General features: G+C 66.4%; 23 protein-coding genes and 1 CRISPR repeat array. Of the genes, 8 read left to right on the top strand and 15 right to left on the bottom strand.

Annotation, left to right across the window (positions count from 1 at the left end):
- Nucleotides 1–3: 3 nt before the first annotated feature.
- Nucleotides 4–159, bottom strand: a complete 156-nt coding sequence (locus PO768_RS06335; protein ID WP_272645378.1) for a hypothetical protein — start codon at nt 157–159, stop codon at nt 4–6.
- Nucleotides 156–1,454 (bottom strand): MFS transporter, encoded by a 1,299-nt coding sequence (locus PO768_RS06340; RefSeq protein WP_272645379.1) that lies wholly within the window; start codon nt 1,452–1,454, stop codon nt 156–158. The genes PO768_RS06335 and PO768_RS06340 overlap by 4 nt, the downstream gene beginning before the upstream one ends.
- A 211-nt stretch (nt 1,455–1,665) precedes the next feature.
- On the opposite strand from PO768_RS06340, the gene PO768_RS06345 reads away from it, so the two are divergent.
- From PO768_RS06345 to PO768_RS06365, 5 genes are all read left to right on the top strand, one after another.
- Nucleotides 1,666–2,145, top strand: coding sequence for a hypothetical protein (locus PO768_RS06345; RefSeq protein WP_137944252.1), 480 nt, complete (start codon nt 1,666–1,668; stop codon nt 2,143–2,145).
- Nucleotides 2,146–2,366: 221 nt separating this feature from the next.
- On the top strand, nt 2,367–4,061 hold the full coding sequence (locus PO768_RS06350; protein WP_272645380.1) for a PAS-domain containing protein: 1,695 nt from the start codon (nt 2,367–2,369) through the stop codon (nt 4,059–4,061).
- Entirely contained in the window at nt 4,058–5,401 is a 1,344-nt protein-coding gene (locus tag PO768_RS06355; RefSeq protein ID WP_272645381.1) for an HD-GYP domain-containing protein, read from the top strand. Before PO768_RS06350 ends, PO768_RS06355 begins: the two co-directional genes overlap by 4 nt.
- A gap of 37 nt (nt 5,402–5,438) precedes the next feature.
- The gene (locus PO768_RS06360) at nt 5,439–5,672 is read left to right on the top strand and encodes an addiction module protein (protein ID WP_272645382.1); all 234 of its coding nucleotides are present in this window, start codon (nt 5,439–5,441) and stop codon (nt 5,670–5,672) included.
- Nucleotides 5,669–5,887: a hypothetical protein gene (locus PO768_RS06365; RefSeq protein ID WP_272645383.1), complete on the top strand. Its 219-nt coding sequence runs from the start codon at nt 5,669–5,671 to the stop codon at nt 5,885–5,887. Before PO768_RS06360 ends, PO768_RS06365 begins: the two co-directional genes overlap by 4 nt.
- A gap of 25 nt (nt 5,888–5,912) precedes the next feature.
- A CRISPR array of direct repeats spans nt 5,913–7,930; the repeat unit is 36 nt; unit sequence GTTCCGGTCAGAGCGCATATCCCAGTGATCTAGACT.
- A gap of 70 nt (nt 7,931–8,000) precedes the next feature.
- On the opposite strand, the gene cas2 is transcribed toward PO768_RS06365, so the two are convergent.
- From cas2 to cas9, 3 genes are read right to left on the bottom strand one after another with little or no spacing between them, the layout of a single operon-like run.
- The gene (cas2, locus tag PO768_RS06370) at nt 8,001–8,327 is read right to left on the bottom strand and encodes a CRISPR-associated endonuclease Cas2 (RefSeq protein WP_272645384.1); all 327 of its coding nucleotides are present in this window, start codon (nt 8,325–8,327) and stop codon (nt 8,001–8,003) included.
- Nucleotides 8,328–8,352: 25 nt separating this feature from the next.
- The gene (cas1, locus tag PO768_RS06375) at nt 8,353–9,282 is read right to left on the bottom strand and encodes a type II CRISPR-associated endonuclease Cas1 (RefSeq protein ID WP_272645385.1); all 930 of its coding nucleotides are present in this window, start codon (nt 9,280–9,282) and stop codon (nt 8,353–8,355) included.
- A 5-nt stretch (nt 9,283–9,287) separates the two neighbouring features.
- The gene (cas9, locus tag PO768_RS06380; RefSeq protein WP_336297751.1) at nt 9,288–12,332 is read right to left on the bottom strand and encodes a type II CRISPR RNA-guided endonuclease Cas9; all 3,045 of its coding nucleotides are present in this window, start codon (nt 12,330–12,332) and stop codon (nt 9,288–9,290) included.
- 281 nt (nt 12,333–12,613) lie between these two features.
- Between cas9 and PO768_RS06390 the strand changes: the two genes are divergently transcribed.
- From PO768_RS06390 to PO768_RS06400, 3 genes are all read left to right on the top strand, one after another.
- Nucleotides 12,614–15,550 (top strand): fibronectin type III domain-containing protein, encoded by a 2,937-nt coding sequence (locus PO768_RS06390; protein ID WP_272645388.1) that lies wholly within the window; start codon nt 12,614–12,616, stop codon nt 15,548–15,550.
- A 23-nt stretch (nt 15,551–15,573) separates the two neighbouring features.
- A complete protein-coding gene (locus PO768_RS06395; protein WP_272645389.1) occupies nt 15,574–16,134 on the top strand; it encodes a cohesin domain-containing protein in 561 nt (186 codons plus the stop codon).
- A gap of 140 nt (nt 16,135–16,274) precedes the next feature.
- On the top strand, nt 16,275–16,472 hold the full coding sequence (locus PO768_RS06400) for a hypothetical protein (RefSeq protein ID WP_272645390.1): 198 nt from the start codon (nt 16,275–16,277) through the stop codon (nt 16,470–16,472).
- A 20-nt stretch (nt 16,473–16,492) separates the two neighbouring features.
- Here the strand turns inward: PO768_RS06400 and PO768_RS06405 are convergent, their stop codons facing one another.
- From PO768_RS06405 to PO768_RS06450, 10 genes are all read right to left on the bottom strand, one after another.
- Nucleotides 16,493–16,864 carry a VOC family protein gene (locus PO768_RS06405; protein WP_272645391.1) on the bottom strand — a complete coding sequence of 124 codons (372 nt, stop codon included), beginning with the start codon at nt 16,862–16,864 and terminating at the stop codon, nt 16,493–16,495.
- Between the two features lie 122 nt (nt 16,865–16,986).
- Nucleotides 16,987–17,193: a hypothetical protein gene (locus PO768_RS06410; RefSeq protein WP_442953186.1), complete on the bottom strand. Its 207-nt coding sequence runs from the start codon at nt 17,191–17,193 to the stop codon at nt 16,987–16,989.
- Nucleotides 17,194–17,228: 35 nt separating this feature from the next.
- On the bottom strand, nt 17,229–17,645 hold the full coding sequence (locus tag PO768_RS06415; protein ID WP_262969050.1) for a VOC family protein: 417 nt from the start codon (nt 17,643–17,645) through the stop codon (nt 17,229–17,231).
- On the bottom strand, nt 17,645–18,154 hold the full coding sequence (locus tag PO768_RS06420) for a helix-turn-helix transcriptional regulator (RefSeq protein ID WP_272645393.1): 510 nt from the start codon (nt 18,152–18,154) through the stop codon (nt 17,645–17,647). The genes PO768_RS06415 and PO768_RS06420 overlap by 1 nt, the downstream gene beginning before the upstream one ends.
- Nucleotides 18,155–18,419: 265 nt before the next feature.
- Nucleotides 18,420–19,046, bottom strand: coding sequence for a DOMON domain-containing protein (locus tag PO768_RS06425; RefSeq protein WP_272645394.1), 627 nt, complete (start codon nt 19,044–19,046; stop codon nt 18,420–18,422).
- 259 nt (nt 19,047–19,305) lie between these two features.
- On the bottom strand, nt 19,306–19,854 hold the full coding sequence (locus PO768_RS06430; RefSeq protein ID WP_272645395.1) for a GNAT family N-acetyltransferase: 549 nt from the start codon (nt 19,852–19,854) through the stop codon (nt 19,306–19,308).
- A 38-nt stretch (nt 19,855–19,892) separates the two neighbouring features.
- Nucleotides 19,893–20,375, bottom strand: a complete 483-nt coding sequence (locus tag PO768_RS06435; RefSeq protein WP_272645396.1) for a hypothetical protein — start codon at nt 20,373–20,375, stop codon at nt 19,893–19,895.
- A gap of 41 nt (nt 20,376–20,416) precedes the next feature.
- Nucleotides 20,417–20,812, bottom strand: coding sequence for a GFA family protein (locus tag PO768_RS06440; protein WP_272645397.1), 396 nt, complete (start codon nt 20,810–20,812; stop codon nt 20,417–20,419).
- 9 nt (nt 20,813–20,821) lie between these two features.
- A complete protein-coding gene (locus PO768_RS06445; protein WP_272645398.1) occupies nt 20,822–22,057 on the bottom strand; it encodes an FAD-dependent monooxygenase in 1,236 nt (411 codons plus the stop codon).
- A 41-nt stretch (nt 22,058–22,098) separates the two neighbouring features.
- On the bottom strand, nt 22,099–23,838 hold the full coding sequence (locus PO768_RS06450) for an alkaline phosphatase D family protein (RefSeq protein WP_272645399.1): 1,740 nt from the start codon (nt 23,836–23,838) through the stop codon (nt 22,099–22,101).
- Nucleotides 23,839–23,910 lie beyond the last annotated feature (72 nt).

Raw genomic sequence — 23,910 nt, forward strand, 5'->3', positions numbered from 1 at the left:
CGTCTACTTGCCGCGCTTCTTGGTGTCGCTGGCTCGGCTCGCATTCGCTTCAGGCTTCCCCTTCGCCGGCTGGTCGCCGATCACGCTTTTCAGCGGGCAGACCGAGAAGGCCGGGCATTTCTTGCAGCCCACGGCAAGGGCAATCGGGCACAGCGTCATGATGGGCGGTCTCCGGCCGGCTGGCTGCCCCGGGGTTCGGGGTCGTGGCTGGCTGGCGCTTGTGCAATGTACTCCTGCGCACAGGCCTGAGACCGTTGGCGCAGCCGCCGCACCGCCGCCCGCATCGTGAGCGACACCGCGAGGCAGTAGCCGCCCAGCGCCAGCAGCAGGGCCGGATAGCTCAGCCCCAGGTCGATCAGCAGGCCGGCGCTGCCCGGCCCGACCGCCGATACGAAGACCAGCACGGCAACGATCATTGCGCGGACGGCGCCCAGATGAGCCAGGCCATAGATCTCGGGCCACAGGGTGCCAAACAATGCCAGCGAGCAGCCATTGGACAGACCGAACAAGGCCATGAAGACCCACACCACCCAGCCGCCCTCGGCGCCGCCAAGCAGAAGGCAGCCCAGCCCCATCGGCAGCAGGTAGACGGGCAGCAGCGCCGTGGCCGAGCTGCGATCGACCCGGCGCCCGGCCAGCAGCGAACAGAGCACGGTCATCGCTGCCATCAACGCGAAGGCCGAGGCGAACAGCTGTGCCGGCCAGCCGCGCAACTCGGCCAGGTAGAGCTGGTGAAAGAACACGGTGTTGCCGATCAGCGCCGGCGGGATCATCGCCGCCATCACCCAGTAGAACAGCGGGTCGCGCAGCACTTCGGCACGGGTCCAGTCGCGTCCTGCGGTCCGGCGCGTGCCGAGCTCGGCCCTTGCCGGCTGTCTCTCCACGGCGGTCAGTGCCGCGACCAGAGGCAGCGCCAGCAGCAGCAGACCCAGCGCGCCCGCGCCCCAGGCGCCGCGCCAGCCCAGCACGGCGGCCAGCGAGACGAAGGCCAGTGGGAAGAGCGCCTCGCCGGCGTTCATGCCCAGGGTGGCCAGGGACAAGGCCTGACCTCGCTGTGCCAGGAACCAGCGGCTCAGTGCGGTGAAGGCGATATGGGTCATCAGGCCCTGGCCGAACAGCCGCAGCAGGTAGAGCGCCACGAGCAGCAGGCCGATGTGGGTGGACAGCGCCATCAGGCCAGCGGCCAGTGCCAGCATCGGGACGGCCAGGCGCACCAGCCGCGTGGCGCTGTGACGGTCGGCCACGGGCCCGAGTCGCGGCAGCGTCAGGGCGCTCAGCAGGGTGGCCGCCATATAGAGGGCCGCAAAGCCGCCGTGCGACAGCCCGTACTCGCGCCGGATGTCACCGGCCGACAGCGCGATGAAGAAGGTCTGACCGAAAGAGGACAGGAGCAGCAGCACGAAGCCACCGCCGATCCAGCGGGCATTGCCGCGCAGCAGGGTCAGCAGCGTCATCCCTCGTCTCCCTCGGCGTTGATGGTTGGCGCGATGCTAAGGGTCGGTGAGTGGTCAAAACTGTTTCGCCTGGTTTTTGGTAACCCGAAAGAACCCGGCGCTGCCCCGCCTTGTAGTCCCCCGCCGACAGCAAGACCCTGTCTTGGCCGGTCGACAGCCGGCGGTGCCGCGCCCAGCATGACAGCACATCCACTCGCAGGAGGCCCTCGCGATGAACGCTCCCACACCCCATCCCACCAGCTTCGGCAGTTTCAATCCGGTCGGCCATGTGGTGCTGGCCCTGCCGCGCGGGGCCGATCTCGCGGCGATCCGGGCGGCGCTGGCCGAGGCCGGCCGCCCCGTGGTGCGCACGCTGACGCCCGCCGAGATGCAGGCCCAGGCCGAGGCCGATCTGGCCAACCCCAGCCCGCTGGCCGCGTTCGGCCAGGAGATGAATATCGTCAAGGCCCATCGCGAGCTGGCGCTGCAAGGCCACAGCTTCATGGTGGTGGAGGCCGCGCATGAGGCCCAGGTGCAGCGGGTCGCCGAGATTGCCCGCAGCCACCGCGCGACCCGGGCCCAGCACTATGGCCGCTGGGTGATCGAGGAACTGGTGCCGGTGGGCAGCAGCGCGCAGCAGACCACCGAGACGCCGGCGCGCGGGCTCGACGCGCAGACCGCCTCCGGTCAGGAGCGCGCGCCGCTGCGCTGAGCGCGGTCATGACGCGAGCCGCGCTGCCGTGCAGTCCTGCACGCGCTGCGCTGCGGCGGCCGCAGCGCGCGACTTACACTGCCCCCGGTAGCAGCCGCCAGCGAGCGGTGGCGCCGCGTCGCGGCGCTCTTCGGTTTTTGCTATGGGACGGATGGCAGCACATGGGCAGCGGCACGAGCAGGGGCGAGTCAGAGGCAGGGAGTGCGTGGGCCCAGCCGCTGTTGCGCTCCGTCGCGCAGACCCTGGACGGTCTGGAGATCGGTGCCTGCCTGTTCGACGAGGCCGATCGCACCCTGCTGTGGAACCGCAGCTTCCTGACGCTGTTTCCAGAGCATGCGGCCCATATCCAGATCGGCGAACCCTACAGCGCCAATCTGCGGCGTTTCTACGAAGGCCGGCTGAATGCCTTCGAGATGCCGCTGATCGAGCGCTATATCGAGAAAGGCGTGGCCCGCCACCGGCTGCAGAACCGGCCCTTCGCCTTCGAGCATGGCGGCCGCTGGCTGACCGCGGCCTCGCTGCCGCTGCCGGGCGTGGGCCGCATCCGCCTGTGGCGGGCCGGCGAGCACGCGGTGCCGCAAGGCGGCCCTATCGCCGTGCCGGAAGCGCTGTTCAGCGACGGCGTGGCATTGTTCGACCATGTGGCCGACGGCGTGATGGTGACCGATGCCGACGGCCAGATCGCCTGGGTCAATCATCCTTTTGTGCTGATGTACGGGCTGCGCGATCGCGCGGTTGCCGCCGGCACCAGCTTCGAGTCGGTCTACCGCCGCGCCTGGCAGGGCCGTGAGGGCGGCGATGGCGAGGGGTTCCGGCGCGGCCTGTCGACGCTGGCCGACAATCTGAGATTCACCGGCGCACCCTTCGAGCTGCCGCTGCCCGAAGGCCGCTGGGCTCGCGTGATCGAGCAGCGCGGCCCCGATGGCAAGGGCTTCTCCGCCCATGTCGACATCAGCGCGCTGAAGCATCAGCAGCAGGCGCTGGAGCAGGCCGAGGCGCGGGCGCGCGCCAGCGAGGCGCGGCTGAAGGACAAATCGACCCTGCTCGAGGCCACGCTGGCGCGCATGGAGCAGGGCATCATGATGGTCAATGCCGAGCGCGTGGTCGAGGTGTGCAACCGCCGCGCGATCGAGCTGCTGGGCCTGCCCGAGGCACTGATGGCCAGCAAGCCCAGCTTCGAGGCGGTGCTGGCGCACCAGTGGGCCAGCGACGAATTCAGCCGCACGCCGCAGGACATCCAGGACTTCGTGCGCTCCGGCGGCATCCTGGACCGTGCGCATTGCTACGACCGCCAGCGTCCCGATGGCCGGGTGATCGAGGTGCGCAGCGTGCCCATCGAGGGCGGCGGCGTGCTGCGCACCTACACCGATGTGACCGAGCGCACGCGCAGCGAGGAGCGGGTGCGCCATGCGGCCCGCCATGACGGGCTGACCTCGCTGGTCAACCGCGAGACCTTTCTGGAATGCCTGGCCGCGGCGGTGCGCGACAGTGGCTGCGGCGCGCCCGGCTTCGCGGTCCACTACATCGACCTGGATGGCTTCAAACCCATCAACGATGAGCACGGCCATGCGGTGGGCGACAAGATGCTGGCGCTGGCCGCCGGGCGCATGCGCCAGATCGCCCGCGACGGCGATGTCGTCGCCCGCATGGGCGGCGACGAGTTCGCGATCCTGCAGTACGGTGTCGATGCCGCCGACCGCGGCCTGGGCCTGGCGCGGCGCATCCTGCAAGGCCTGGTCCAGCCGGCCGATATCGAGACGCTGCGGCTGCAGCTCGGCGCCTCCATTGGCATCGCCCTGTATCCCGGCGCCGGCATCGACCCCGACACGCTGCTGCGCCATGCCGACAGCGCGATGTATGAGGCGAAGGGCCTGGGCGGCAATCAGGCGCGGGTGTTTGGCGAGGGTTGCGCATGACGACGGACCCGGATGCACAGTCGATCCCCGACGAGCTGGACCCGGACCGTGAGCGGGTCAATCCGCATTACCTGAACCATATGGTCGAGACCGCCGCCAGCCGCGAGGTGCAGGCCAGCGAGGACATCGTCAGCGGCAGCGGCATCAAGCTGCTGGCCAAGGGCGCCCGCATCAGCGCGCAGGCGCGCGAGCGCCTGCTGCAGCACAAGCTGGCCAAGCCGCTGGAGGACTGCGTGCAGGTGGTCAACGGCGTGATGCCGCAAAGCCTCGCGCCGCTGGCCGAGCGTCTGCTGGAGCAGCAGCCGCTGCTGGCCCAGCTGTGCGAGCACCCGCGCGCCCTGCCGGTGCCGCAGTCGCTGGCGGGCCTGAGCCTGTCGGTGCCGGTGCAGTCGCTGCTGACCCTGTATGCCGACTACCAGGGTGACCGGCTGTCGCACAGCGTCGGCGTCGCGATGCTGAGCCTGGCGCTGGCGCGCCGCCTGCTGCCCGGCGACATCGAACGCCACCGGCAGTTGGCGCTGGCCGGGCTGCTGCATGACGTCGGCGAGCTCTATATCGACCCCGAGCATCTGCGCACCGACCGGCCGCTGCAGCCCGAGCAATGGCGCCATATCGCCAGCCATCCGGTGATCGGCTGGCGCGTGCTGCGCGAGATGAAGGGCGCCGGCAAGCAGGTGGCCGAGGCGGTGCTGAACCATCACGAGCGGCTCGATGGTTTCGGTTATCCGCGCGGCATCGCCGATGAGGAGTTCCCGCTGCAGGGCCAGATCCTGGCCACCTCCGAGTGGCTGATGGCCTTGATCGAGGCCGGCATCGCGCCGCTGGCGCGCGCCAGCGTGGCCAGCAAGCTGATGCCGGGCGAGTTCGGCAAACCGCTGCAGCAGGTGCTGAGCCAGCTCGGCGGCGTCGACACCGACATGGCCGACTGGCTGCAGGCCCAGCAGCCCCTGTCCGAGATGCTGCCCGAGATCCGCCGCGTGATGGCGACGCTGCGACGCTTTCGCGCGCTGCGCGCCGAGATCGACCGGCAGATCGAGCAGGCCGGCCCGCGCTTGCGCAAGGTCCTGCAGCAAAGCCTGAACCGCATGCTGCGCATCCAGGCCGCGTTCTCCAGCAGCGGCCTCGATGCCGACGCCGACCCCGAACGCATGCTGGCCGAGCTGGCCGCGCAGGGCGACCCCAAAGTGCAGCAGGAGGTGCAGGCCCTGGCGCGCGAATTCAGCTGGCGCATGCGCGAGTTGCAGCGCGAGTCACTGCTGCGCGCCGGTCTGCTGGGAGACGCGGATGCGGCGGTGATGCAGGGGTTGACGGACAGCTTGCGAAGGGATGAGGTGGTGTGACTAAACTTGCCTCATACCCAGCGATCAGGAGGGCTTCATGAGCGCGGAACTGGACAGCGTCACTGGAGATGCAATGAAACTCAGGCCCGAGGAGCGTGCCGAGCTGTTGGAGCGCCTGGTGGATTCATTGCGGCCCGAGCCGCCGCCGCTGCACCCGTCTTGGGAGGCCGAGCTTGAGCGCCGGGTGGCCGAATTGGATGCCGGTCTCGCCCAGTCCATTCCGGCCGATCAGGTTTTCGCCGAGATGCGCAAGATCATCGATGGGCGTTGACGCATGCACATGAGTTTTCGCAGGTACTGCCGGGAAAGCGTTCGTCCACACCCTGCGGCACCGAATTTGTCGCCTATAGCCTGGCCGCGATGTTCAAGCTGATGGCGTGGCTGTTGGTGATGGGTATGGCGCTGATGGGTATCTCGCCAGGACTCGCCATGCTGTGTTTTGCAGGCGGCTCCGTCGCGGCGCTGGTGGTGTTGCTGCGAGGGTGATTGCTGATCAACTGCGCCACGGCGAGTTCCGGTCAGAGCGCATATCCCAGTGATCTAGACTGCATTGCCCCGAGTGCGGCGCGCAGTACCAGTTCCGGTCAGAGCGCATATCCCAGTGATCTAGACTCATGCGCACCAGCTGGCCGAGCGTAAGGGTGTTCCGGTCAGAGCGCATATCCCAGTGATCTAGACTAGCGCCCGTGATCTTGATCATGAATTTTTCGTTCCGGTCAGAGCGCATATCCCAGTGATCTAGACTTACTCCTGCCGAAATGCGCGCCGCGCCCGAGTTCCGGTCAGAGCGCATATCCCAGTGATCTAGACTAGCAGCTCCAGCCACTCGTGTGATTCGGTGGTTCCGGTCAGAGCGCATATCCCAGTGATCTAGACTTATACCTATTCCAACAGCCCGCGCGACATGGTTCCGGTCAGAGCGCATATCCCAGTGATCTAGACTGCACTCTGTAGAGCTTTCGGCGGCCACGCCGTTCCGGTCAGAGCGCATATCCCAGTGATCTAGACTCGCGCTCACCCGCTTGCGCGGCTCCAGCGGGTTCCGGTCAGAGCGCATATCCCAGTGATCTAGACTGCTGACGACCAAGCGCGGCAAGGTGGTGACGGTTCCGGTCAGAGCGCATATCCCAGTGATCTAGACTCCTTGGGGTGCCGTAGGCGCGCCACCAGCAGGTTCCGGTCAGAGCGCATATCCCAGTGATCTAGACTCGCCCCCCTCCGCGCCAGTGGGCGAGACAAGTTCCGGTCAGAGCGCATATCCCAGTGATCTAGACTCGCGCCAATGCGCTGGAAAAGGCGGCCAAAGTTCCGGTCAGAGCGCATATCCCAGTGATCTAGACTTGGCGGGCTCCGCAATGATCGACGGCTATGTTCCGGTCAGAGCGCATATCCCAGTGATCTAGACTCCTGTAGCGGCTGGTGGCGGGCCCGGAGCAGTTCCGGTCAGAGCGCATATCCCAGTGATCTAGACTCGTGCAGCATTCGTTGTACTTGCCGTTTGAGTTCCGGTCAGAGCGCATATCCCAGTGATCTAGACTGACGAACCTAGCGTTCGATCGTAACGGGCAGTTCCGGTCAGAGCGCATATCCCAGTGATCTAGACTACGCATCAAACCTGGGAAGGCGACACACCGGTTCCGGTCAGAGCGCATATCCCAGTGATCTAGACTGACGACGCATCCGATCGACAGGCGTGTGAGCGTTCCGGTCAGAGCGCATATCCCAGTGATCTAGACTACGTAGATCGGCCGATCTGTGTAGAGCGTGGTTCCGGTCAGAGCGCATATCCCAGTGATCTAGACTCTTCCATAAGTTCATTAAGTACGAATTCATGTTCCGGTCAGAGCGCATATCCCAGTGATCTAGACTGGGCCCGTTCAACGAGCGCCTGGCGCAATCGTTCCGGTCAGAGCGCATATCCCAGTGATCTAGACTGCTTGAAGAACGCGGCCTTCTTGCCTGCGAGTTCCGGTCAGAGCGCATATCCCAGTGATCTAGACTCACAGCCGCGCGCGAGCGCCAGCATGCACGGTTCCGGTCAGAGCGCATATCCCAGTGATCTAGACTCTTCCTAGCCTCCAGGCTTACCCGGTTGCCGTTCCGGTCAGAGCGCATATCCCAGTGATCTAGACTAGCACATGACGATGCCAGCCATAAACCTGCGTTCCGGTCAGAGCGCATATCCCAGTGATCTAGACTCAGGCCGAGATCAACCGCTTCACTCGCTTAGTTCCGGTCAGAGCGCATATCCCAGTGATCTAGACTCCGGAGTTCAAGGAGCTTCTGACGGCCATGGTTCCGGTCAGAGCGCATATCCCAGTGATCTAGACTTCGGCATTTCGGCAATACCGGCCTCGTAGTGTTCCGGTCAGAGCGCATATCCCAGTGATCTAGACTGGCGCACCCCCATCAGTGCATCACCCTTATGTTCCGGTCAGAGCGCATATCCCAGTGATCTAGACTCGCGATTGGAAGTACGTCATCCAGGCCGGCGTTCCGGTCAGAGCGCATATCCCAGTGATCTAGACTAGGTCGGCACTAACCCCTTGATTCGTCAAGGGGTTTTTGCCTTCTGAGGCCAGAAAAACGAGCGGCATGGCTAGAACAGATCGAACTGGTCGGGGGTTTTATTGGGCGGCTGCTTGGCCTGACCCTGGAAGCTGATGATGCGTTCGTACTGCTTGTCGGTGAACTGCAGGATATTCACCTTGCCGCCGCTGGGCAAGGCGCTTTCGACTCTTTTGCAGTAGGTGTCGACCTGCGTGCCGCTGGTGCAAAAGCGCATGTAGACGCTGAACTGACTCATCTCGAAACCCATGTCCAGCAAGGCATTGCGGAACTCCGTCGCGGCGCGCCGTTCTGCTTTCTCGACCACCGGCAGATCGAACATCACCACCATCCACATCAGTCGGTATCCGGTGAGCATGGATGCTGCGGCCTCATTGTCGTAGTCATTCGTCTTGCAGCGCCGAAGCCAGCGAGAGCGGCAGGCCGGGCAGTGGCAGATCAAGCTTGTCGCGTTCGCCGAGATAGACCTGTGCCAGGGCCACGGCGAGCTTCTGCGCGCACACCATGACGGGCGTGGCACCGGCGGCAGTCTGCATATCGTCGTAGAGCGTGCGCACCAGGGCGCGCTTGGCTTCGGGCGTCACCAACTCCTCGCCATTGCGTTTGAGCTGCCAGACCTTCAGGTCGATGATGGGCCGGAACGGCTCCATCAAGTCATCGACCAGGCGCATCGCGTTGTTGTCATGGCTGTGATGCAGGCCGATGCTGGGATGAAGTCCCGCCGCGATGACAGCCCGTGCCGTGGTTGCCCGCAGCACGGTGTAGCCGTAGTTCAGCAGACCGTTCAGCCCCCCACCATCCTGATCACGCCGGAAGCCATCGCCGAACAGCAGGCTCCAGTAGCGCCGTGCCCCTTGTGCTTCAAGGTTGTCCGGGTCGCCGCTTTTGACCTTGCCGACCAGAGCGGTCAGTGGCGCGGTCGGGGCGCCCGCCGCTTCCAGTGCGGCGGCCTGCTGTTCCAGCTTGGAGCGCACGACGGCCGCCCACATGCGCTTGTGCGTTGGCAGGCTGGCCGCGATCTGGGCCTCGATGCGCTTGGCCTGTTCGAAGTTGCCTTCGATGGGCAGCAGCATTCCCACCGCATTGTGATTGGCGGCGCACAGCACAAAGGGCGCGCCGCGCTCGGCCAGCGCCACCAGCAGATTGTTGGTGTAGCTCAGGCCGTGCGCATTCGCGATCACGGCAGCGATGTCGTCGAGCGGAACCTGCCCCAACTCCTTGCCCTGGCCTTCGGTGTCCTTGACCACCATAAAGCCCCGGTTCATCGACAGGTGGCGCCGGTCATCGGCCACTTCAACGATGCGGCCGATCATCGGGCTTACTCTTTGAAGCCAGGGTCGCGGAGTTCGCCGATGGGCGAGACGGTGACGCGTCGTCCTCTGGCCGCTTTGAGCGAGCCGGCCTGCTTGTAGGTGTAGCGCCAATCCCCTTCCTTGTCGCGGTTACGGGCGTCGACGTTGGCCTCGTTGTGGTCGGCCAAGCTGAGGCGCCCCGCTGCGTTGATGGACGCGATGCGCATCAGCCGTGGGCGATCATCAACATCGAGTCGGATAAGGTCATCGATCATCAGGCGCATCAGCAGCGGCTTTCCACTCAGGCTGGTACGCATGTCCCGCAGCGCTGACTCACCACGCTCACGCGCAACCTCATAGGCTTGAAAAGTGGCTGTGACCTCACCGTGCCACTTGCCGGTTTCGCTGCCAACAATCTCGATGCAGAAATTGCCATCGGGCACATAGCCCTTATAGGCCCTGACCTTCCCCTTGTCGTCGAGCCCATGTCTGCCGATCTGCTGGGGCGCAGAAATCGGAACCACGTACTCATTGATACGACCCGTCTCGCCGTCAGCGTTGACCTTCTGCACCACAGATCCGTCCCGGCGTATGCCGAAGGCCGTTGCCTTGAACATGCTGCCCTCGTAGCCATGGTCAGGCTTGTGACTGACCCAGATGTTGCTCACCGCGCGCGCCACATGCTCGCGGTAGCTGTCCCAGGGCATGGGCATGTCGTCCACCAGTCGATTGATCTGCCGCTCACGCGCCGAGGCGCTGGCCTGCGCGAAGCGCTGCAGCAGGCCCTGGTCCGTTACCGCGATCACACAGGCATCGACGGCATGATGGCGATGGTCGTTGCGGTTCTTCTCGCCGTTGAGTCCCAGCACATCGTTGAGCCCGAACTTTGCGCGCAGCATCGCCGTCATCCGCCCCGGGATGACCCGCGTGCCTTGCGGGCAGATCAGGCTCAGATACTCGCGGGCCACCTTGCTCAGATAGCGCGTGTCGTTGAGCGCCCGGGCAAGAAAACCGGCGTCGTCGCGCAGCCACTGCTGGTAGCCGTCCTCGGCGAAGCGGTAGCGCTTGGCCTTGGGCATGCCCTCCGCGCGCGCAATGATGTCGGCATAGCTGTAGCCACTCACGGTGTTCTTGCCGAAGGCCTCCCAAGGCGTTCCATTGCCCTTTTGTCGGTTGGCCTGACGCATGGCCACGGTCTTGTTGTTGAGACTGTCGTCCAGCGTCTGCGAGAACGGCAGGATGTGCTCGATCTCCACCTCGTCACTGAGCAGCATGGCCAAGCTGATCTGCACACCGCTATAAGGGCAGCGGCGATCAGCGACGTTGAAGCTCAGTTCCTCCCACAGGATCATCTTCTGTATGTCCAGAGCCCTGACGCGCTCCTCGCTGGTGTGGAGTGCCTCGGCGATCTCGCGGCGCATGCGGGTATTGCGGCGCTGGTTGTCGGCTTGGCGCCGACTTTCTTCGTCGCGTTGCTCCTTGCTCTGCTTGAGATCGCGCGCCAACTCGACGATCACCTCGCTCGGATGGCCGTAGCGCTTGATCAGGGCATTGACCACCAGCCGCACCTGGTTCAGGCCGATATGGACGGTTGGGTTGGCAATACGGCCGTAGCGTTTCTCGTCCGGGTCGGAGGTCACGCCGGTGCCGAAGCCCACATGACGTTGCAAAGCCTGCCCGTAGTAGGGCAGCTCGGGCAGGATCTCGCCGCTGGCGCTCGGGCTGATATGGCTGTGATGCTCGAAGCCTGCGGCCAGCACTGCCTTGTCGTAGCTGATGACCTCGCGCCGCAGTGCTGGCAGGATGCGAGCCAGGGCCTTTCGGCTGAGGCTGCCATAGCCTTCCGGCAGCCCGGTGTTGGCGATGAGTTCAGCGCGTGCCTCATCAATGCCGGTGTGCTCTTGAAGCCAGCTCAGCAGCCGTGCCTCGTTCTCCTCGCCGACCAGTTGCGCGACGATCTCGTCCTGCCTGGCTTCGTCGAACTCAAACCACGCGGCGCCGAACAACTTGTTGCCGCTCAGGATGGCGCTCGTGATGTTGCCCTTGAGCTCCTGGCGTTTAGGGTCTTCAAAATTGAACTGCACCGTGCCCGAGAACCCGAGCAGCTTCTTGATCTGGGTGAAGCTGCGCTTGCTGTTTCGCTCCAGGGCCGAGACCAGCAGGTCGCGCTGCGTCAGCGACAGGGTCTCCTCACGCAGACCGCTGTTCAGGATACGAAGGTGGTTGACCTCCTGATAAATGCGGGCGCGCTGTGTGCTCGGCAGGGCCAGCGGGGCGCGCTCCTTGTCCGGCAGCAGGGTGCAGCGGCCAGGCTTTACCGGTTTGAGGGGGCGCTGATGCAGCAAGGCATCCTTGAGCTCGAAGCGAGCTTGTTCATGAAACAGGCCTGGGTTCAGTTCGGCCTGCTTGGCCCACAGCAGATCAAACTCCTGCTCGATCATGGCCCGGTCGATATAGAGGTCGTAGCTCTTGTCGATGCGAGTCTTGCCGTCCTCGCGCGCGACGCGCTCCTGACGGTATCGTGCCCGCACGGTCTGACCCTTTTCGGAGCGCCGCGCGAGCCATTCGCCCACCGTGCGGCAGCCCTCATCGCGCAAGGCTTGGCGCAGCTTGCTGATGGCTGTCTTCAGCGCGCCGCTGTCGTTGTCCTTCTTGTCGGTCTTGCGGTTGCTCTTGAAGCCGCGGCGCTGATTGATGTGGAACAGCGCGCGAGCGAACTCCTCGGGCGTCAGCGCGCTGTCAAGGCCCTTGGCCCGTAGCGCGTAGGGATTCAGTGTTTCGAGCGCGCGCCGCTCGTACTCCTCGGCCGGGAAGAAGCCGTGGGCGATCAGCGTACGCATCATGCGCGCCTTGCGCTTGAGCAGCCGGTCGCGCCGCCGTCGCATGGCGCGGGCCTCTCGCCGAGTGACGGCCAGCGACGAGCCGTCTTTGGGGTTGCGGCCATCGGAGAAGATGCGCAGACCCGCCTTGATGACGGCGCATGGCCGACTGTCGGCGTCAAGCCGCACCATGGCCCAGCCCAGCGATGTCGAACCCAGATCCAATGCAAGCCGATACCGCATGCGAGCCATGCCGCCCTCCCTTTGTGTGTCAGGCGTTTTAATCGTGTTAGAGTGAAAGTGCAAGATCACTGGGATATGCGCTCTGGACGCTAACAAGCTGAAAGATGCACCAAATGGAAGGCCGCTATATGCGGCCTTCGTCTTTGTGGGGTCAGCTCTTGCCCGGGCCTGCTAGCCTGCAGGCGCTGTGTTCACAGGCCCGTTCGGACCAATCCCCCCGGCGTCGCTGTCACACCACGCTGCTCGAATCCGGCGCTTGTCTCACTGCCCGCGAGCCCCACATGATCTCCATGGCCTTGTCTGCCCGGCGCCTGGTCCGCCGCGCCGCCGTCCTGCTGGGCGGCTTGATGTGCGGGGCGGCGGCGCTGGCCGCCGACCTCATGCCCTATCTGCAGACGCCCACCGCCAGTTCGATCTGGGTGAGCTGGAAAACGGAGCAGGGCAGCGAGTCGGTGGTCGAGTACGGTCCGGATGGCGGGCCGCTGCTGCGCCGGGCCACCGGCTCGTCCCAGGTGCTGGCGGCCAATTACCGGCTGCACGGCGTGCAGCTGACCGGCCTGCAGCCCGAGACGGTCTACAGCTACCGCGTGCGCAGCGGCAGCGAGGTGTCGCCGGTCTATCGCTTCCGCACCCAGCCCACGGCTGCGCGCAAGAGCGGCCATTTCCGCCTCCTGCTGACCGGCGACCACCAGCTGCGCAATGACGACCGCCACACGCCGCTGCTGAAGGCGGCCAAGGCCAAGATCGAGTCGCTGACCGGCCTGCCGCGGGAGGAGTCGGTGCAGCTGATGCTGAACAACGGCGACCAGGTCGATGTGGGCACGCTGGACCACTATGAGTTCGTGCACATGAAGCCCTCGTCGGTGGTGTCGGGCAATCTGGCCATCATGATGGCGCTGGGTAATCACGAGACCTATTACGACCCGGGCCTGGCCAACTGGCGCGCGCACACCGAGTACGACAAGATCAGCTATCAGGGCATCCCGGCCGCAGCCGACGAGAGCTACTACGCCCACCAGGTCGGCCGCGTGCTGCTGGTCTATACCAACTCCGAACACAGCTTTGCGGCCCAAACCGAGTGGCTGCGCAAGGTGGTGGCGGCGGCCAATGCCGACCCCGATGTGGACTGGGTGATCAGCGTCGTGCACCGCCCCTACCAGGCCGAGCAGTATGTCGGCGATATCTCCAGCTGGTTCCGCGATACGGCCATGCCCATCCTGGCCGGCACGCGCAAGCATGTGCTGAACATCGGCGCCCATCACCATCTCTATGCCCGCGGCCAGACCCGTGACTGGCCCATCTATCACCTCATCAGCGGCGGCACCGCCTGGGACCAGTTCTGGGGCCAGTCGAGCGAGCGCGATATGGATGATGTGCAGAAGACCATCGCGAACTGGACCTGGCAGCTGATCGACTTCGATCTCGGCGCGCGCACGATGAAGGTCTCCTCCTATGCCGTGGGCCACCCCAAGCTGGGCTTTGCTTATGACAACCGCCTGGTGGACGAGTTCGAGCGTCATCTGGACGCCGCGCCGCCGCTGCAGCCGGTGCTGGACGGCGTGGTCGACGGCGCCGTGCTGAGCCTGCCGCATGCCTTCGCTCTGGCAGGCTACCAGTCGCCCTCGGGCATGGCGCTCAACAGCACGCAGTTCCAGATCGCACGCGACGCCGCCTTCTCCAGCAAGGTGCTGGACCTGATACGCGATGTCGAGAATCTCTACGGCGACAGCGGTGCGCCGAACTACGAGCCGGTGGACATCCATGCCGGCCTCGACATCGAGCGCTATGCCGTCGGCCCCAATGGCCTGAACAACGGCCGCTACTACATCCGCGCCCGCCACCGCGACGCCAACGCCGAGTGGTCGCCCTGGACGCAGACCCACAGCTTCACCGTGCAGGGCAGCTCGGACGGCGACCCGGCCCTGCGTCTGGCAAAGAAGGTCTGGCCGGCCGGCGAGCCCGTGGTGGTCGAGCATCTGAACGGGCGTGGCAAGCCCAAGGACTGGGTCGGCATCTACCGCAAGGGCCAGACGCCCGGCGCGGCCACGCCCGCAGTGAAATGGGGCTATGTGGCGGGCGCCAATGGCAAGCTGAGCTTCAGCGGCCTGGCCGCCGGCGTGGAGTACTACGCCGCCTTCTTCACCGACGACAGCTATGCCGAGATCGCCCCGCGTGCCGCCTTCTATGTCGGCAACACGGCCGAGCTGGCGATCAACAAGACCCAGTTCAATGCCGGCGAGCGCCCCAGCTTCACCTGGAGCGGCGCGCCCGGCGGCGCCAAGGACTGGATCGGCGTCTACCGCGTCGGCCAGGAGCCCGGCGGCGTCGGCTCCACCAGCTGGGCCTACACGCCCAGCAGCGCCGGCACCGTCACCCTGGGCGCCTTGAACAAGGGCTATTACTACGCGGCCTTCATGATCAACGACGCCTATTTCGAGATCTCGGAGCGCCTGCCCTTTGCCGTGGGCACGGAGATCGCCAGCGTCAGCCTGGTCAAGACCGCGCTGAGCAGCGGCGAGCGCCTGGACATCCGCTTCGCCGACGGCCCGGGCACGGCCAAGGACTATATCGGCGTGTTCCGCAAGGGTGCCACGCCGGGCATCGATCTGCTGGTGAGCTATTACTACGTCGATGGCCGCGCCAGCGGCAGCCTGTCGCCCACCGAGCCGCTGCCCGACGGCGAGTACTTCCTGGCGCTCTATATCAACGACTCCTACACCGAGGTCTCCAACCGGGTGGCCTTCACCGTCGGCGCCGGCAGCGAACCCGAGCCGCGCGTGCTGGGTGTGGCCCGCAATCTGATCCGCAGCGGCGAGGCGCTGAACGTCAGCTGGTCCGGCATGCCGGGCCAGGCCAAGGACTGGGTCGCCGTCTACCGCGCCACCCAGACGCCGGGCAGCGGCAGCCCGGCCGTGCAATGGCGCTATGCCTCGGGCGCCGCCGGCAGCACCACCTTCGCCGGCCTGGCCGCCGGCGAGTACTACCTCGCCTTCCTGCTCAACGACGGCTACCAGGAGGCCGCGCCCCGCGTGCCCTTCGCGGTGCGCAAGCTGGGCGACATCAATGGCGACGGCGCGATCAATGCGAGCGACCGCGATCTGCAGCGTGCCGCGATGGGCAGCTGCGAGGGCGATGCCCGCTACCAGCCGCTCGCCAATTTCGACGCCGACAAATGCATCACCCAGGCCGACTACAAGCTCTGGTACGCCCTCTTCACCCGCCAGTGAGCGTCTGCTCAAGGAACCAAGCCATGAAGATCAAATCTGCCCTCGCCGCGCTGCTTGCCGGCCTCTCCCTGTCGGTGGCTCAGGCCGCCAGCATCTCGCTGTCCGGCACCACCACCGCCACGGTCGGCCAGAGCTTCAGCCTCGATGTCGCGCTGCTGCAGCCCTTCGACGGCGAACGTGCCGGTGACGAGCTGCTGGCCTTCGGCATGGGCCTGAGCTTCGACACCAGCCTGCTGGCGCTGACCGGCGTGAGCCTGGCCGAGGGCTGGGCGGACGACTCGGCGCTGACCGGCGTGGTCCTGTCGGGCTCGGCCTTCCCGGGCGTGGCCGACGCCGGCCAGGCCTCGCTACGCCTGGCCACGCTGTCCTTCAAGGTGCTGGGCGCCGGCAGCGCCAGCATCGGCCTGTTCAGCGACGACGCGGCCGGCAACCTCAACCACGGCCTGATCTATCTGATGGCGCCGACGCTGGACGTGCAGGCCGGCCACAGCCTGGCGCTCAGCGTGCCCGAGCCGGCCAGCCTGGCGCTGATGCTGGCCGGGCTGGCGGGCGTCGGGCTGATGGCGCGGCGGCAGCGGGGCTGAGCCGGCCGTATCCTGAGCCGATCCCGCGACCCAAGGGCGGCGTTGGCGATATTGTCCTGGCTGGAAAGGCGTCTTGTCCTACCCGGGCAGGGCTGCGCTTGGGCGAGGATGGGCTTCAAACCATTTTCGGAGCCCATCCCATGACCGACCCGCGCAATATCGCCCACGACAAAAAGGTTCAGCAGGCCAAGAAACATCAGGGCGAAGAAATCGCCCCGGGCTCGGAGCAGACGCCGCAGCCCGGCAAGAAGACGCCGATGGACCACCATGCCAGCGATGAGCCCAAGCTGCCGGACGAGGCGGCGCCGGTGCCTAGCGAGGAGAAGCCCTTGAAGTAGGGCTTTCTTCGTTGCGTCAGCTAGCCCTCGGCTTGATGGCAGACCGCTTCGATGTTGTGCCCGTCCGGACCAATGACGAAGGCGGCGTAGTAGTTCGCGTGGTACTGCGGGCGCAGGCCCGGCGCACCGTTGTCCTCGCCTCCTGCCTCAAGAGCGGCGCGGTAAAAGGCGTCGACCTGCCCGCGGCTCTCGGCCGTGAAGGCCAGGTGAAGGTGCGTGGCCTTCGCTTCGACCCGGCGGATGCACAGCGAAGATTGGCTGTCGGGGCGGCAGAGCTCGATGCCCAGCGGCCCTTCCGAGACGAGCACGACGCCGAGCGGCTCGAGTGCCTTGAGGAAGAAGGCCTTGCTCGCGGCATAGTCGCTGACGCCGAATACAACGTGATCGAACATGGGGCTGCTGATTGATGTGGGCTTGCGAGGTCGAAGGGATTCTGGACCACGAAGGGTTTCGATGCCAGGTCTTGAATGCAGCAGGGTTCAAGACCTGACCCCGCCTGGCGCTCCGGTTCTCTTCAAATGGCCGGCATCCCTGGCTCTTTGGCGCCATGCCGTTCGTGGCGACGGCCGAGATAGGGCAGGGCGAACAGGTACAGCCCCGTCAACAGCAAGAGGCCCAGTGGCAGCAGCGGCGCATAGGTCAGCCAGGGCGGCGGCTCTGCCGGCCCTTGCGCCCGGGCGACGAAGTTGGCGATGACGGTCAGCGTGAAGGCGATCGACACCCAGCGGTGAGCCCGCCTCAACCAACTGCTGCAGTTCATGTCGAGCTCCCCGCTACCTGGATCATCTTCCAGCCGTTGCCCGCAGGGTCGCGGAAACCGGCATCCACGCTCCCATAGCGATCGACCGGCTCTTGGGTGAACTCCACGCCCCGGGCCTGCAGTTGCTTATAGGTGGCCCGGCAGTCGGCCACGGCCAGCACCAAGGCCGGCATCGCGCCCTTGGCGACCAGTGCGCGCAGCGCCTGCGCCGTCGCCTCGTCGTGCATCGGTGGCCCGGGTGTGAACAGGCCGAGCTGAAACAAGGGCTGCTCCGGATGCTGGACCGTCAGCCAGCGATAGGCCCCATTGCGCACATCCGTATGGACGCGGAAACCGAGCTTGTTGACGTAGAAATCGAGGGCCTGGTCCTGATCATCGACGTACACACCCACCACATTGATACCTTGGCTCATCAGCGCTCCTTTGTTGGTGGCCGATTTGTACCTTCTGTTGCACGGCGACGCTTCTCCGAAACTGCGATGGTGAGGTCCGGCCGCTGCGCGGCTTTCAGGACGCAGGCGGGCACGCGGTCGAGCTGGGTGGCCTCGGCCCTGGCCTCGATGCGAAGCGCACTGGGGCTCTTGCCGGTGACGTCCCGGAATGTGCGCCCGAAGGTACCCAGGCTCTCCCAGCCCGTGGCGAAAGCAATCTCCGTGATGGGCAGTTCGGTGTCGCGCAGCAGGGTGGCCGCCTGCTCGATGCGCCGTGTCAACAGGTAGCGATGCGGTGGGATGCCAAAGGCCTGCCGGAAGGTGTGTGCGAAATGGGTCTCGGAGACGCCGCTGACCTCGGCGAGCCGCTTCACCGGCCAGGCCTCATGCGAGGCGGCGTCCATACGATCCTTCGCTCGCAGCAGCCGCCGAAGCAGGGCCGGATCCGGGATCTCGAAGTCTTCAATTGCTGCGCTTGATGAGGCGTCCATGCGGCGCTATGCTTGCTGGTTTGGGCATGGCGCCCCCGGGGGCGTTGCTCAAGTCACCCACTACGGAATCGAGGTCTCGTGCCGGCCCCGCCTCAGCTGCTCTGCATCCGCCGGCGGGAGTCAAAGCACTGCATGACATTGAGGTCTGCGCACCGCGCTTCCCATAGGTCCCGGTCTGACTCGCGCCACTGTCGGGGTCGCAGGCGTTCGGTGTGGCGTTCTTCTCGTTGCCCGGATGTCATGAAGCGTATTCAGCGGCAGGACGCTAGCCCGCACTCATGCCGCCATCGCGGCGCAGCCGGCCCGCCAGCAGGCCGAGACCGGCCAGCAGCATCAGCAGGGTCGACGCCTCCGGCACCGGGGCAAACAGATAGGGAAGATCGGACGCCGCTGCGCTGGTGTGGCGCGAGGTCAGGCTGTCGCTGCCCTGGTTGAAGGCCCACAGCAGGTAGTAGGGGCCGTCGGTCAAGTCGAAGTCGGCGGCGTCACCGGTCTTCAGCGGTCGCGAGAACGAGTAGCTCGTCACGCCGTTGGCCTCGGCGGCGCCGAGCAGGGTCACGTCCTGACTCGCGTCGACGACCGGCGGGCTCCGCATGTCCGCGAACGAGTCGTTGCCGTAGGCAGTCCCGTCCGGCAGAACACCCGCCATGAACACGTCCGAGCCCGGCATATAGGTGCTGCGCGAGAAGCCCACGGCAACCCAGCCGGTGGCCTTGGCCGTCACGGTACCGACGAAGCTGTTGTCGCAGATCTTGAACGTCAATGCGTAATCGTCATTGGGCGCGAAAGTCGTGTCCGGACCGCAGGCGCCCATCGCCATGCCGCTCCCGGCTGCCAGCAGACCCGCCGTCACGCCCAGTGTCAGCGCACGAGTGAGGGAGGACTTTTTCATCAGTTGGGCTCCTGGTCGGTGGGCAGATGGGGCAGCGCTCGCCGCCCCCGGTTGGTGCTCTGCGACCATACGGCGCCCCTATGGCATGCCCGTGACGCGCCGGGAGTGCCGATCAGCTCAGCCGCTCCCCCTCAGTCGATAGGCTCCGCATCCCCTGGGGGCAAGACCCAGCCATGCATGCGCTCCTCGTAGACCGAGACGCTGGGCGCGGGGAAGCTCGGGTCGGCGAAGGCGCCGACCGGGATGGCCAGGAACTCTTTCAGGCCTTCAGGCTCGTCGCGCTGGAGATTCGATAGAGCACATGCTGTCTCAAATGGCTACCCTCGGGCACGCCGGGGTGTATGAAGCTGGCCTCGGGGCCGGACATCCCGACTCGACGCATCACAGCGCTGGACCGCCTGTTGCCGACTGCGGTCGAGGCGAGGACCTCCTGCAGCTTCAGCTCGCTGAATGCGAAGCTCAGCACCCGCCTTGCGGCTTCTGACGCATAGCCCTGACCCCAGTGCGCGCGGGCCAGGCGCCAGCCGATCTCGGTGCAGGGCAGGTAGGGATGCGGCTCTGCCGGAACCTGCAGACCTGCCATGCCGATGAATTCGCCAGTGTGCTTGAGTTCGACCGCCCAGAAGGACCAGCCTTGATCGGCGATCCGCGCACTCCACCGATCAATAGCCAGATCCGATGTGGCGCGATCGCGGTCCGAACTCAGGAACTGCATGACCTCGGGGTCCGCGCACAGCGCTGCCCACGGGTCTCGGTCTGCATCGCGCCACTGTCTGAGCAGCAGGCGTTCGGTGGTCAGTTCGTGCATCGTCGGCAGTCCATCGGGCTTGACTGAGGTGCTGGACCTCACTGCGTCGGACACGCCGTCGTCATCGCTGCGGAGTAGGCGAGCAGGCCGGCAAGTGCCGCGACAAGCAGGTGCATCAATATCCAGAAGTTTCGCAAGCCTTGCCAACGAAGCCATGCGCCGAAGCCGCTGTAGCGCTGCTTGTGGCGCTTGTCTGCCGACTTTCTCAGGACCTCGAATCCGGGCGCATGGGTGCCAGCGTCTATCGCATCCCGGAGTTCTCGAGCTCGCTCATAGTGAGCGTCCGCACGTTCGGTCTGCTTGGCGACAAAGACCGCACCGAATATGCCAAGAATCCCTATGAAAGCGAGCACCGGCAGGTCTGTCTGCTGAATGCACTTGTCATAGCCAGCGACCGTGAATCCTGCGCCGGCCAGGACGAGCAGCGCATTCGTGGTTGTGGCTCGCAATGTCTCGTGATGACGCGAGTGATCCAGGTTGTCCTTCAAGTAACGCCAATGCAACTCCGTCTTGTCGTCCATATGACTGTCCTCCTGATCGCCGCACGGTGGCGACTATCCCCTCAGCCGATATGCTCCGCATCCTCCGGCGGTACGACCCAGCCATGCATGCGCTCCTCATAGACCGAGACGCTGGGCGCCGGGAAGCTGGGTTCGGCGAAGGCGCCGACCGGGATGGCCAGGAACTCCTCCAGGCCCTCGGGCTCGTAGTAGACCGTGGCGCCGCAATGGGGGCAGAAGTGGAAGGTGACGCGGGAGCCTTCATCGCCGGTGCGCACATAGCGGGTCGACTTGCCCGACAGCGAGACGTTCTCACGGCGGAACCGGGCCTGTGCTCCGAACACGCTGCCGGTGCGGCGCTGGCAGGCCAGGCAGTGGCAGATCGAGACGCGAACCGGCTCGCCGACGACCTGGGCCGTGAGCTGACCGCAGCTGCAGGAGGCAAGGCGTTCAGTCATGGGGGCGGTTCAGCGGCTGCCGAACATCATCTGCCGCGCCAGCGCGCGCTTGAGCGGCGGCAGCGCCTGCAGCGCGGCCAGGCCGAGGCCGCGCACGACCGGCAGACCGGGCCAGCGCCAGGCGAAGCTGCGGGCCAGGAAGTCGGTGCTGGCGATGGTGCTCCAGCGGTCGGGGGCGCGCTGCCATTCGACGCTGCGCAGCGCGGCGTCGATGTCGCGACTACCGCGCAGCGCCTGGACCAGCGCATAGGCATCGCGCAGCCCCAGGTTCAGCCCTTGGCCGGCCACCGGATGCAGGGTCTGGGCGGCATTGCCGATGCGCACGGTACGGCCCTCGACCAGGCTGCGTTCGGCGTTCAGGCCCAGCGCAAAACACTTGAGAGGGCTGATCGCCTGCAGCGGGCCGGCCTCGGCGGCCAGCAGGCTGTTGATGACGGCCAGGCGCTGGGCATCGCTGAGCTTGTCGATCTCGTCCTCGGCCTGCGGCATGCACCAGACCAGGGCCGCGCGCTTGCGGCCCTCCAGCGGTGGCAGCGGCAAGAGGGCCAGCGGGCCGTTGCGGGTGAAGCGCTCGTAGGCCACGCCGGGCGGGCTGCGCTCGGCCAGGGTCACGGTGCCGACCCAGGCGTTCTGCTTGTAGTCATGCGCCAGACTCTTGCGTGCCTGATCCGCAAACACGCCGCCCTCGGCGACCACGGCCAGATCGAAGGTTTCGGCAATGCCGGCATCGACCTCGACGCCGCCGCCCGCCGACAGGTCCAGGGCCTTCAGCCCCGCGACCGGCGCGCCGAAGCGGCTCAGCAGGCGCTGCGGCTCGGCCGCCGCTGCCGCCTGCCAGGCTGCCTGCAGCGGCGCGACCAGCTGGCCGTAGCTGAGCACCGCGCCCAGCATGCCCACCCCCTGCTCGGCCGCGCTGATGCGCACCAGCGGCTCGCCGGCCCCGCCGAAGATCGGATGGTTCAGCGTGGGCGGGGCCTGGCTGACATGGACCTGCAGGATGGCTTGCGCGGCGGCGTCGTTCCAGGCGCCCAGACGCTGCAGCAGCTGCACGCTGCCCAGGCTCAGTGCCAGCGTGCGCGGGTCGCCGGAGACATCGCGCTCCAGCGGCCGGGCATCGAACAGGCTGATCTGGGCCTGGGGCAGGTGGCGTGCCGCCAGCAGGGCCAGGCCCAGGCCGGCCGGGCCGGCGCCGACCACGGCCAGGCGCAGCGTCGGGGTGAACGAAGAATCGGCGATCTCGGACATGGCCGCAGTCTATAGCGGCCGGCCCGTATCGAGTGCCTGGCTCAGACGGCCTGCAGCCGGCGCTGGCCCTGGCCCGGCAGCACCTGCAGGCTCTTGCCGACGCTGGCGGTGTAGCCGCGGCTGAGGATGTCGCTGACAAAGATCCAGTCGCAGCGGCAGGCCTGTGGCGTCGCGGTCACCACCATATAGCCACGCCTTGAGGTGTCGGCGTACTGCAGCGGGCCGATCAGCTGGGTCAGCGCGCCGGCCAGCTGCTGCGGGTTCTCCTTGGGCAGGTATTCCTCGAAGCCCGGGGAGCTGACCGAGGGCGTGGCGAACTCGACGCCGACCGGGTTGCCGGCCAGATCGTCCAGAGCGCTGGCCCAGGCGTTGTGGGTGTCGCCGGCCAGCACGACCAGGTTCTTGTTGAGCTGGCGTGCGGTGGCCAGCAGGGTCTCGCGGGCGGCACTGTAGCCGTCCCAGGCGTCGAGGTTGTAGGGGATGCTGGGCTGGGCCAGCACGGCGCGCTCCTGCGGTGTCAGCGCACCGGGATTGGTCTGGGCCTTCGCGACGATGGCGGCATAGGCCGAGACCGAGATGCCGGTGCCCGGATTGTTGGCCTCGAACAGGATGGGCGCGGGGATGTTCATGCGGCCCATCAGCACCTGCTGGCCCAGCATCTGCCAGGTCGCGGTGGACGCGCTCAGCTGCTGCTGCAGCCAGCCGCTTTGCGCCGCACCGAGCAACTGGCGCTGCGGGTTGGCCAGCGCCGCGCCGAAGCCGGCCGCGTTGAAACTGCCGCCGGCACCGAGGTAGTCGGCATAGTCGAGCTGCTCATCGCGGCCGGCGATGCGGGTGTCCAGCATGTGCAAGGCCAGCAGATTGCCGAACTCGAAGCTGCGGTAGATGCGCTCCCGGCTGCTTTGCGCGCGCACCGGCATCCACTCATGCCAGGCCTGCAGCGCGGCGGCCTTGCGGGCCGCGTAGTCGCCCTCGCTGGCGGCCGGGTGGTTCTCGGCGCCGCCCATCCAGGCGTCGTTGGTGATTTCGTGGTCGTCCCAGACGGCAATCATCGGGTGCGCCGCATGCAGGGCCTGCAGATCGGGGTCGCTGCGGTACTGGGCATAGCGGGCACGGTAGTCGGCCAGGGCGACGATCTCCTTGGCCGGCTCGACGACGCGGCCCAGCGCGGCGGCATTGCCGCTGGCATAGCCGCCGGGGCCGTATTCGTAGAGGTAGTCGCCCAGATGGATCACCGCGTCGAGGTCCTCGCGTTTGGCGGCGTCGGCATAGGCGTGGAAATAGCCGGTCGGGTAGTTGGCGCAGGAGAACACCGCCAGCCTGGCCTGGGCCACCGAGCCGCCGGGAAGGGTCTTGGCGCGGCCCACCGGCGAGCTCTGCGCACCGGCCAGGAAGCGGAACCAGTAGCGCTGGCCGGGCTGCAGGCCGCTGGCGTCGACCTTGACGCAGAAGTCGTTGGCGGCGCTGGCCAGCGCGTCGCCGCTGGCCGCCAGGCTGGCGAAGCCGGCGTCACGGGCGATCTCCCAGCGCAGCACGATGTCGCGCGGGTCATTGGCGTCTTCGGCGCGGGCCCGGGTCCACAGGATCAGGCGGTCGGCCAGCGGGTCGCCGCTGGCCACGCCATGGCTGAAGCGCACCGGCACATCGTCGTCTCCGCCGCCGCAGCCCGGCAGGCCCACCAGGGCGCCGGCCGCCAGCGCCATGCCGCCGCGGACGAAATCGCGACGGTTCGGGCTGCGTGCGTTGCGGGTCTGGAGCAGGTTGTACAGCTTGTCGGTCATGGCGTCGGGCTCAGGCAAAAAGCGCATTCTTCGCAGTCGCGATGACAGGGCCAAGTCGCGACCGCGTCAGCA

Source organism: Paucibacter sp. XJ19-41 (genome assembly GCF_028462495.1).
Taxonomy (GTDB): domain Bacteria; phylum Pseudomonadota; class Gammaproteobacteria; order Burkholderiales; family Burkholderiaceae_C; genus Roseateles_E.

Bases quoted from the DNA above. Each gene is read 5' to 3' on its own strand.
- PO768_RS06415 (WP_262969050.1), bottom strand. From the start codon at position 17,645: ATGAGCCAAGGTATCAATGTGGTGGGTGTGTACGTCGATGATCAGGAC.
- PO768_RS06340 (WP_272645379.1), bottom strand. From the start codon at position 1,454: ATGACGCTGCTGACCCTGCTGCGCGGCAATGCCCGCTGGATCGGCGGT.
- cas2 (WP_272645384.1), bottom strand. From the start codon at position 8,327: ATGCTCACCGGATACCGACTGATGTGGATGGTGGTGATGTTCGATCTG.
- PO768_RS06430 (WP_272645395.1), bottom strand. From the start codon at position 19,854: ATGCACGAACTGACCACCGAACGCCTGCTGCTCAGACAGTGGCGCGAT.
- PO768_RS06360 (WP_272645382.1), top strand. From the start codon at position 5,439: ATGAGCGCGGAACTGGACAGCGTCACTGGAGATGCAATGAAACTCAGG.
- PO768_RS06420 (WP_272645393.1), bottom strand. From the start codon at position 18,154: ATGGACGCCTCATCAAGCGCAGCAATTGAAGACTTCGAGATCCCGGAT.
- PO768_RS06440 (WP_272645397.1), bottom strand. From the start codon at position 20,812: ATGACTGAACGCCTTGCCTCCTGCAGCTGCGGTCAGCTCACGGCCCAG.
- PO768_RS06390 (WP_272645388.1), top strand. From the start codon at position 12,614: ATGGCCTTGTCTGCCCGGCGCCTGGTCCGCCGCGCCGCCGTCCTGCTG.
- cas1 (WP_272645385.1), bottom strand. From the start codon at position 9,282: ATGATCGGCCGCATCGTTGAAGTGGCCGATGACCGGCGCCACCTGTCG.
- PO768_RS06450 (WP_272645399.1), bottom strand. From the start codon at position 23,838: ATGACCGACAAGCTGTACAACCTGCTCCAGACCCGCAACGCACGCAGC.
- PO768_RS06405 (WP_272645391.1), bottom strand. From the start codon at position 16,864: ATGTTCGATCACGTTGTATTCGGCGTCAGCGACTATGCCGCGAGCAAG.
- PO768_RS06335 (WP_272645378.1), bottom strand. From the start codon at position 159: ATGACGCTGTGCCCGATTGCCCTTGCCGTGGGCTGCAAGAAATGCCCG.
- PO768_RS06345 (WP_137944252.1), top strand. From the start codon at position 1,666: ATGAACGCTCCCACACCCCATCCCACCAGCTTCGGCAGTTTCAATCCG.
- PO768_RS06395 (WP_272645389.1), top strand. From the start codon at position 15,574: ATGAAGATCAAATCTGCCCTCGCCGCGCTGCTTGCCGGCCTCTCCCTG.
- PO768_RS06425 (WP_272645394.1), bottom strand. From the start codon at position 19,046: ATGAAAAAGTCCTCCCTCACTCGTGCGCTGACACTGGGCGTGACGGCG.
- PO768_RS06435 (WP_272645396.1), bottom strand. From the start codon at position 20,375: ATGGACGACAAGACGGAGTTGCATTGGCGTTACTTGAAGGACAACCTG.
- PO768_RS06445 (WP_272645398.1), bottom strand. From the start codon at position 22,057: ATGTCCGAGATCGCCGATTCTTCGTTCACCCCGACGCTGCGCCTGGCC.
- cas9 (WP_336297751.1), bottom strand. From the start codon at position 12,332: ATGGCTCGCATGCGGTATCGGCTTGCATTGGATCTGGGTTCGACATCG.
- PO768_RS06355 (WP_272645381.1), top strand. From the start codon at position 4,058: ATGACGACGGACCCGGATGCACAGTCGATCCCCGACGAGCTGGACCCG.
- PO768_RS06400 (WP_272645390.1), top strand. From the start codon at position 16,275: ATGACCGACCCGCGCAATATCGCCCACGACAAAAAGGTTCAGCAGGCC.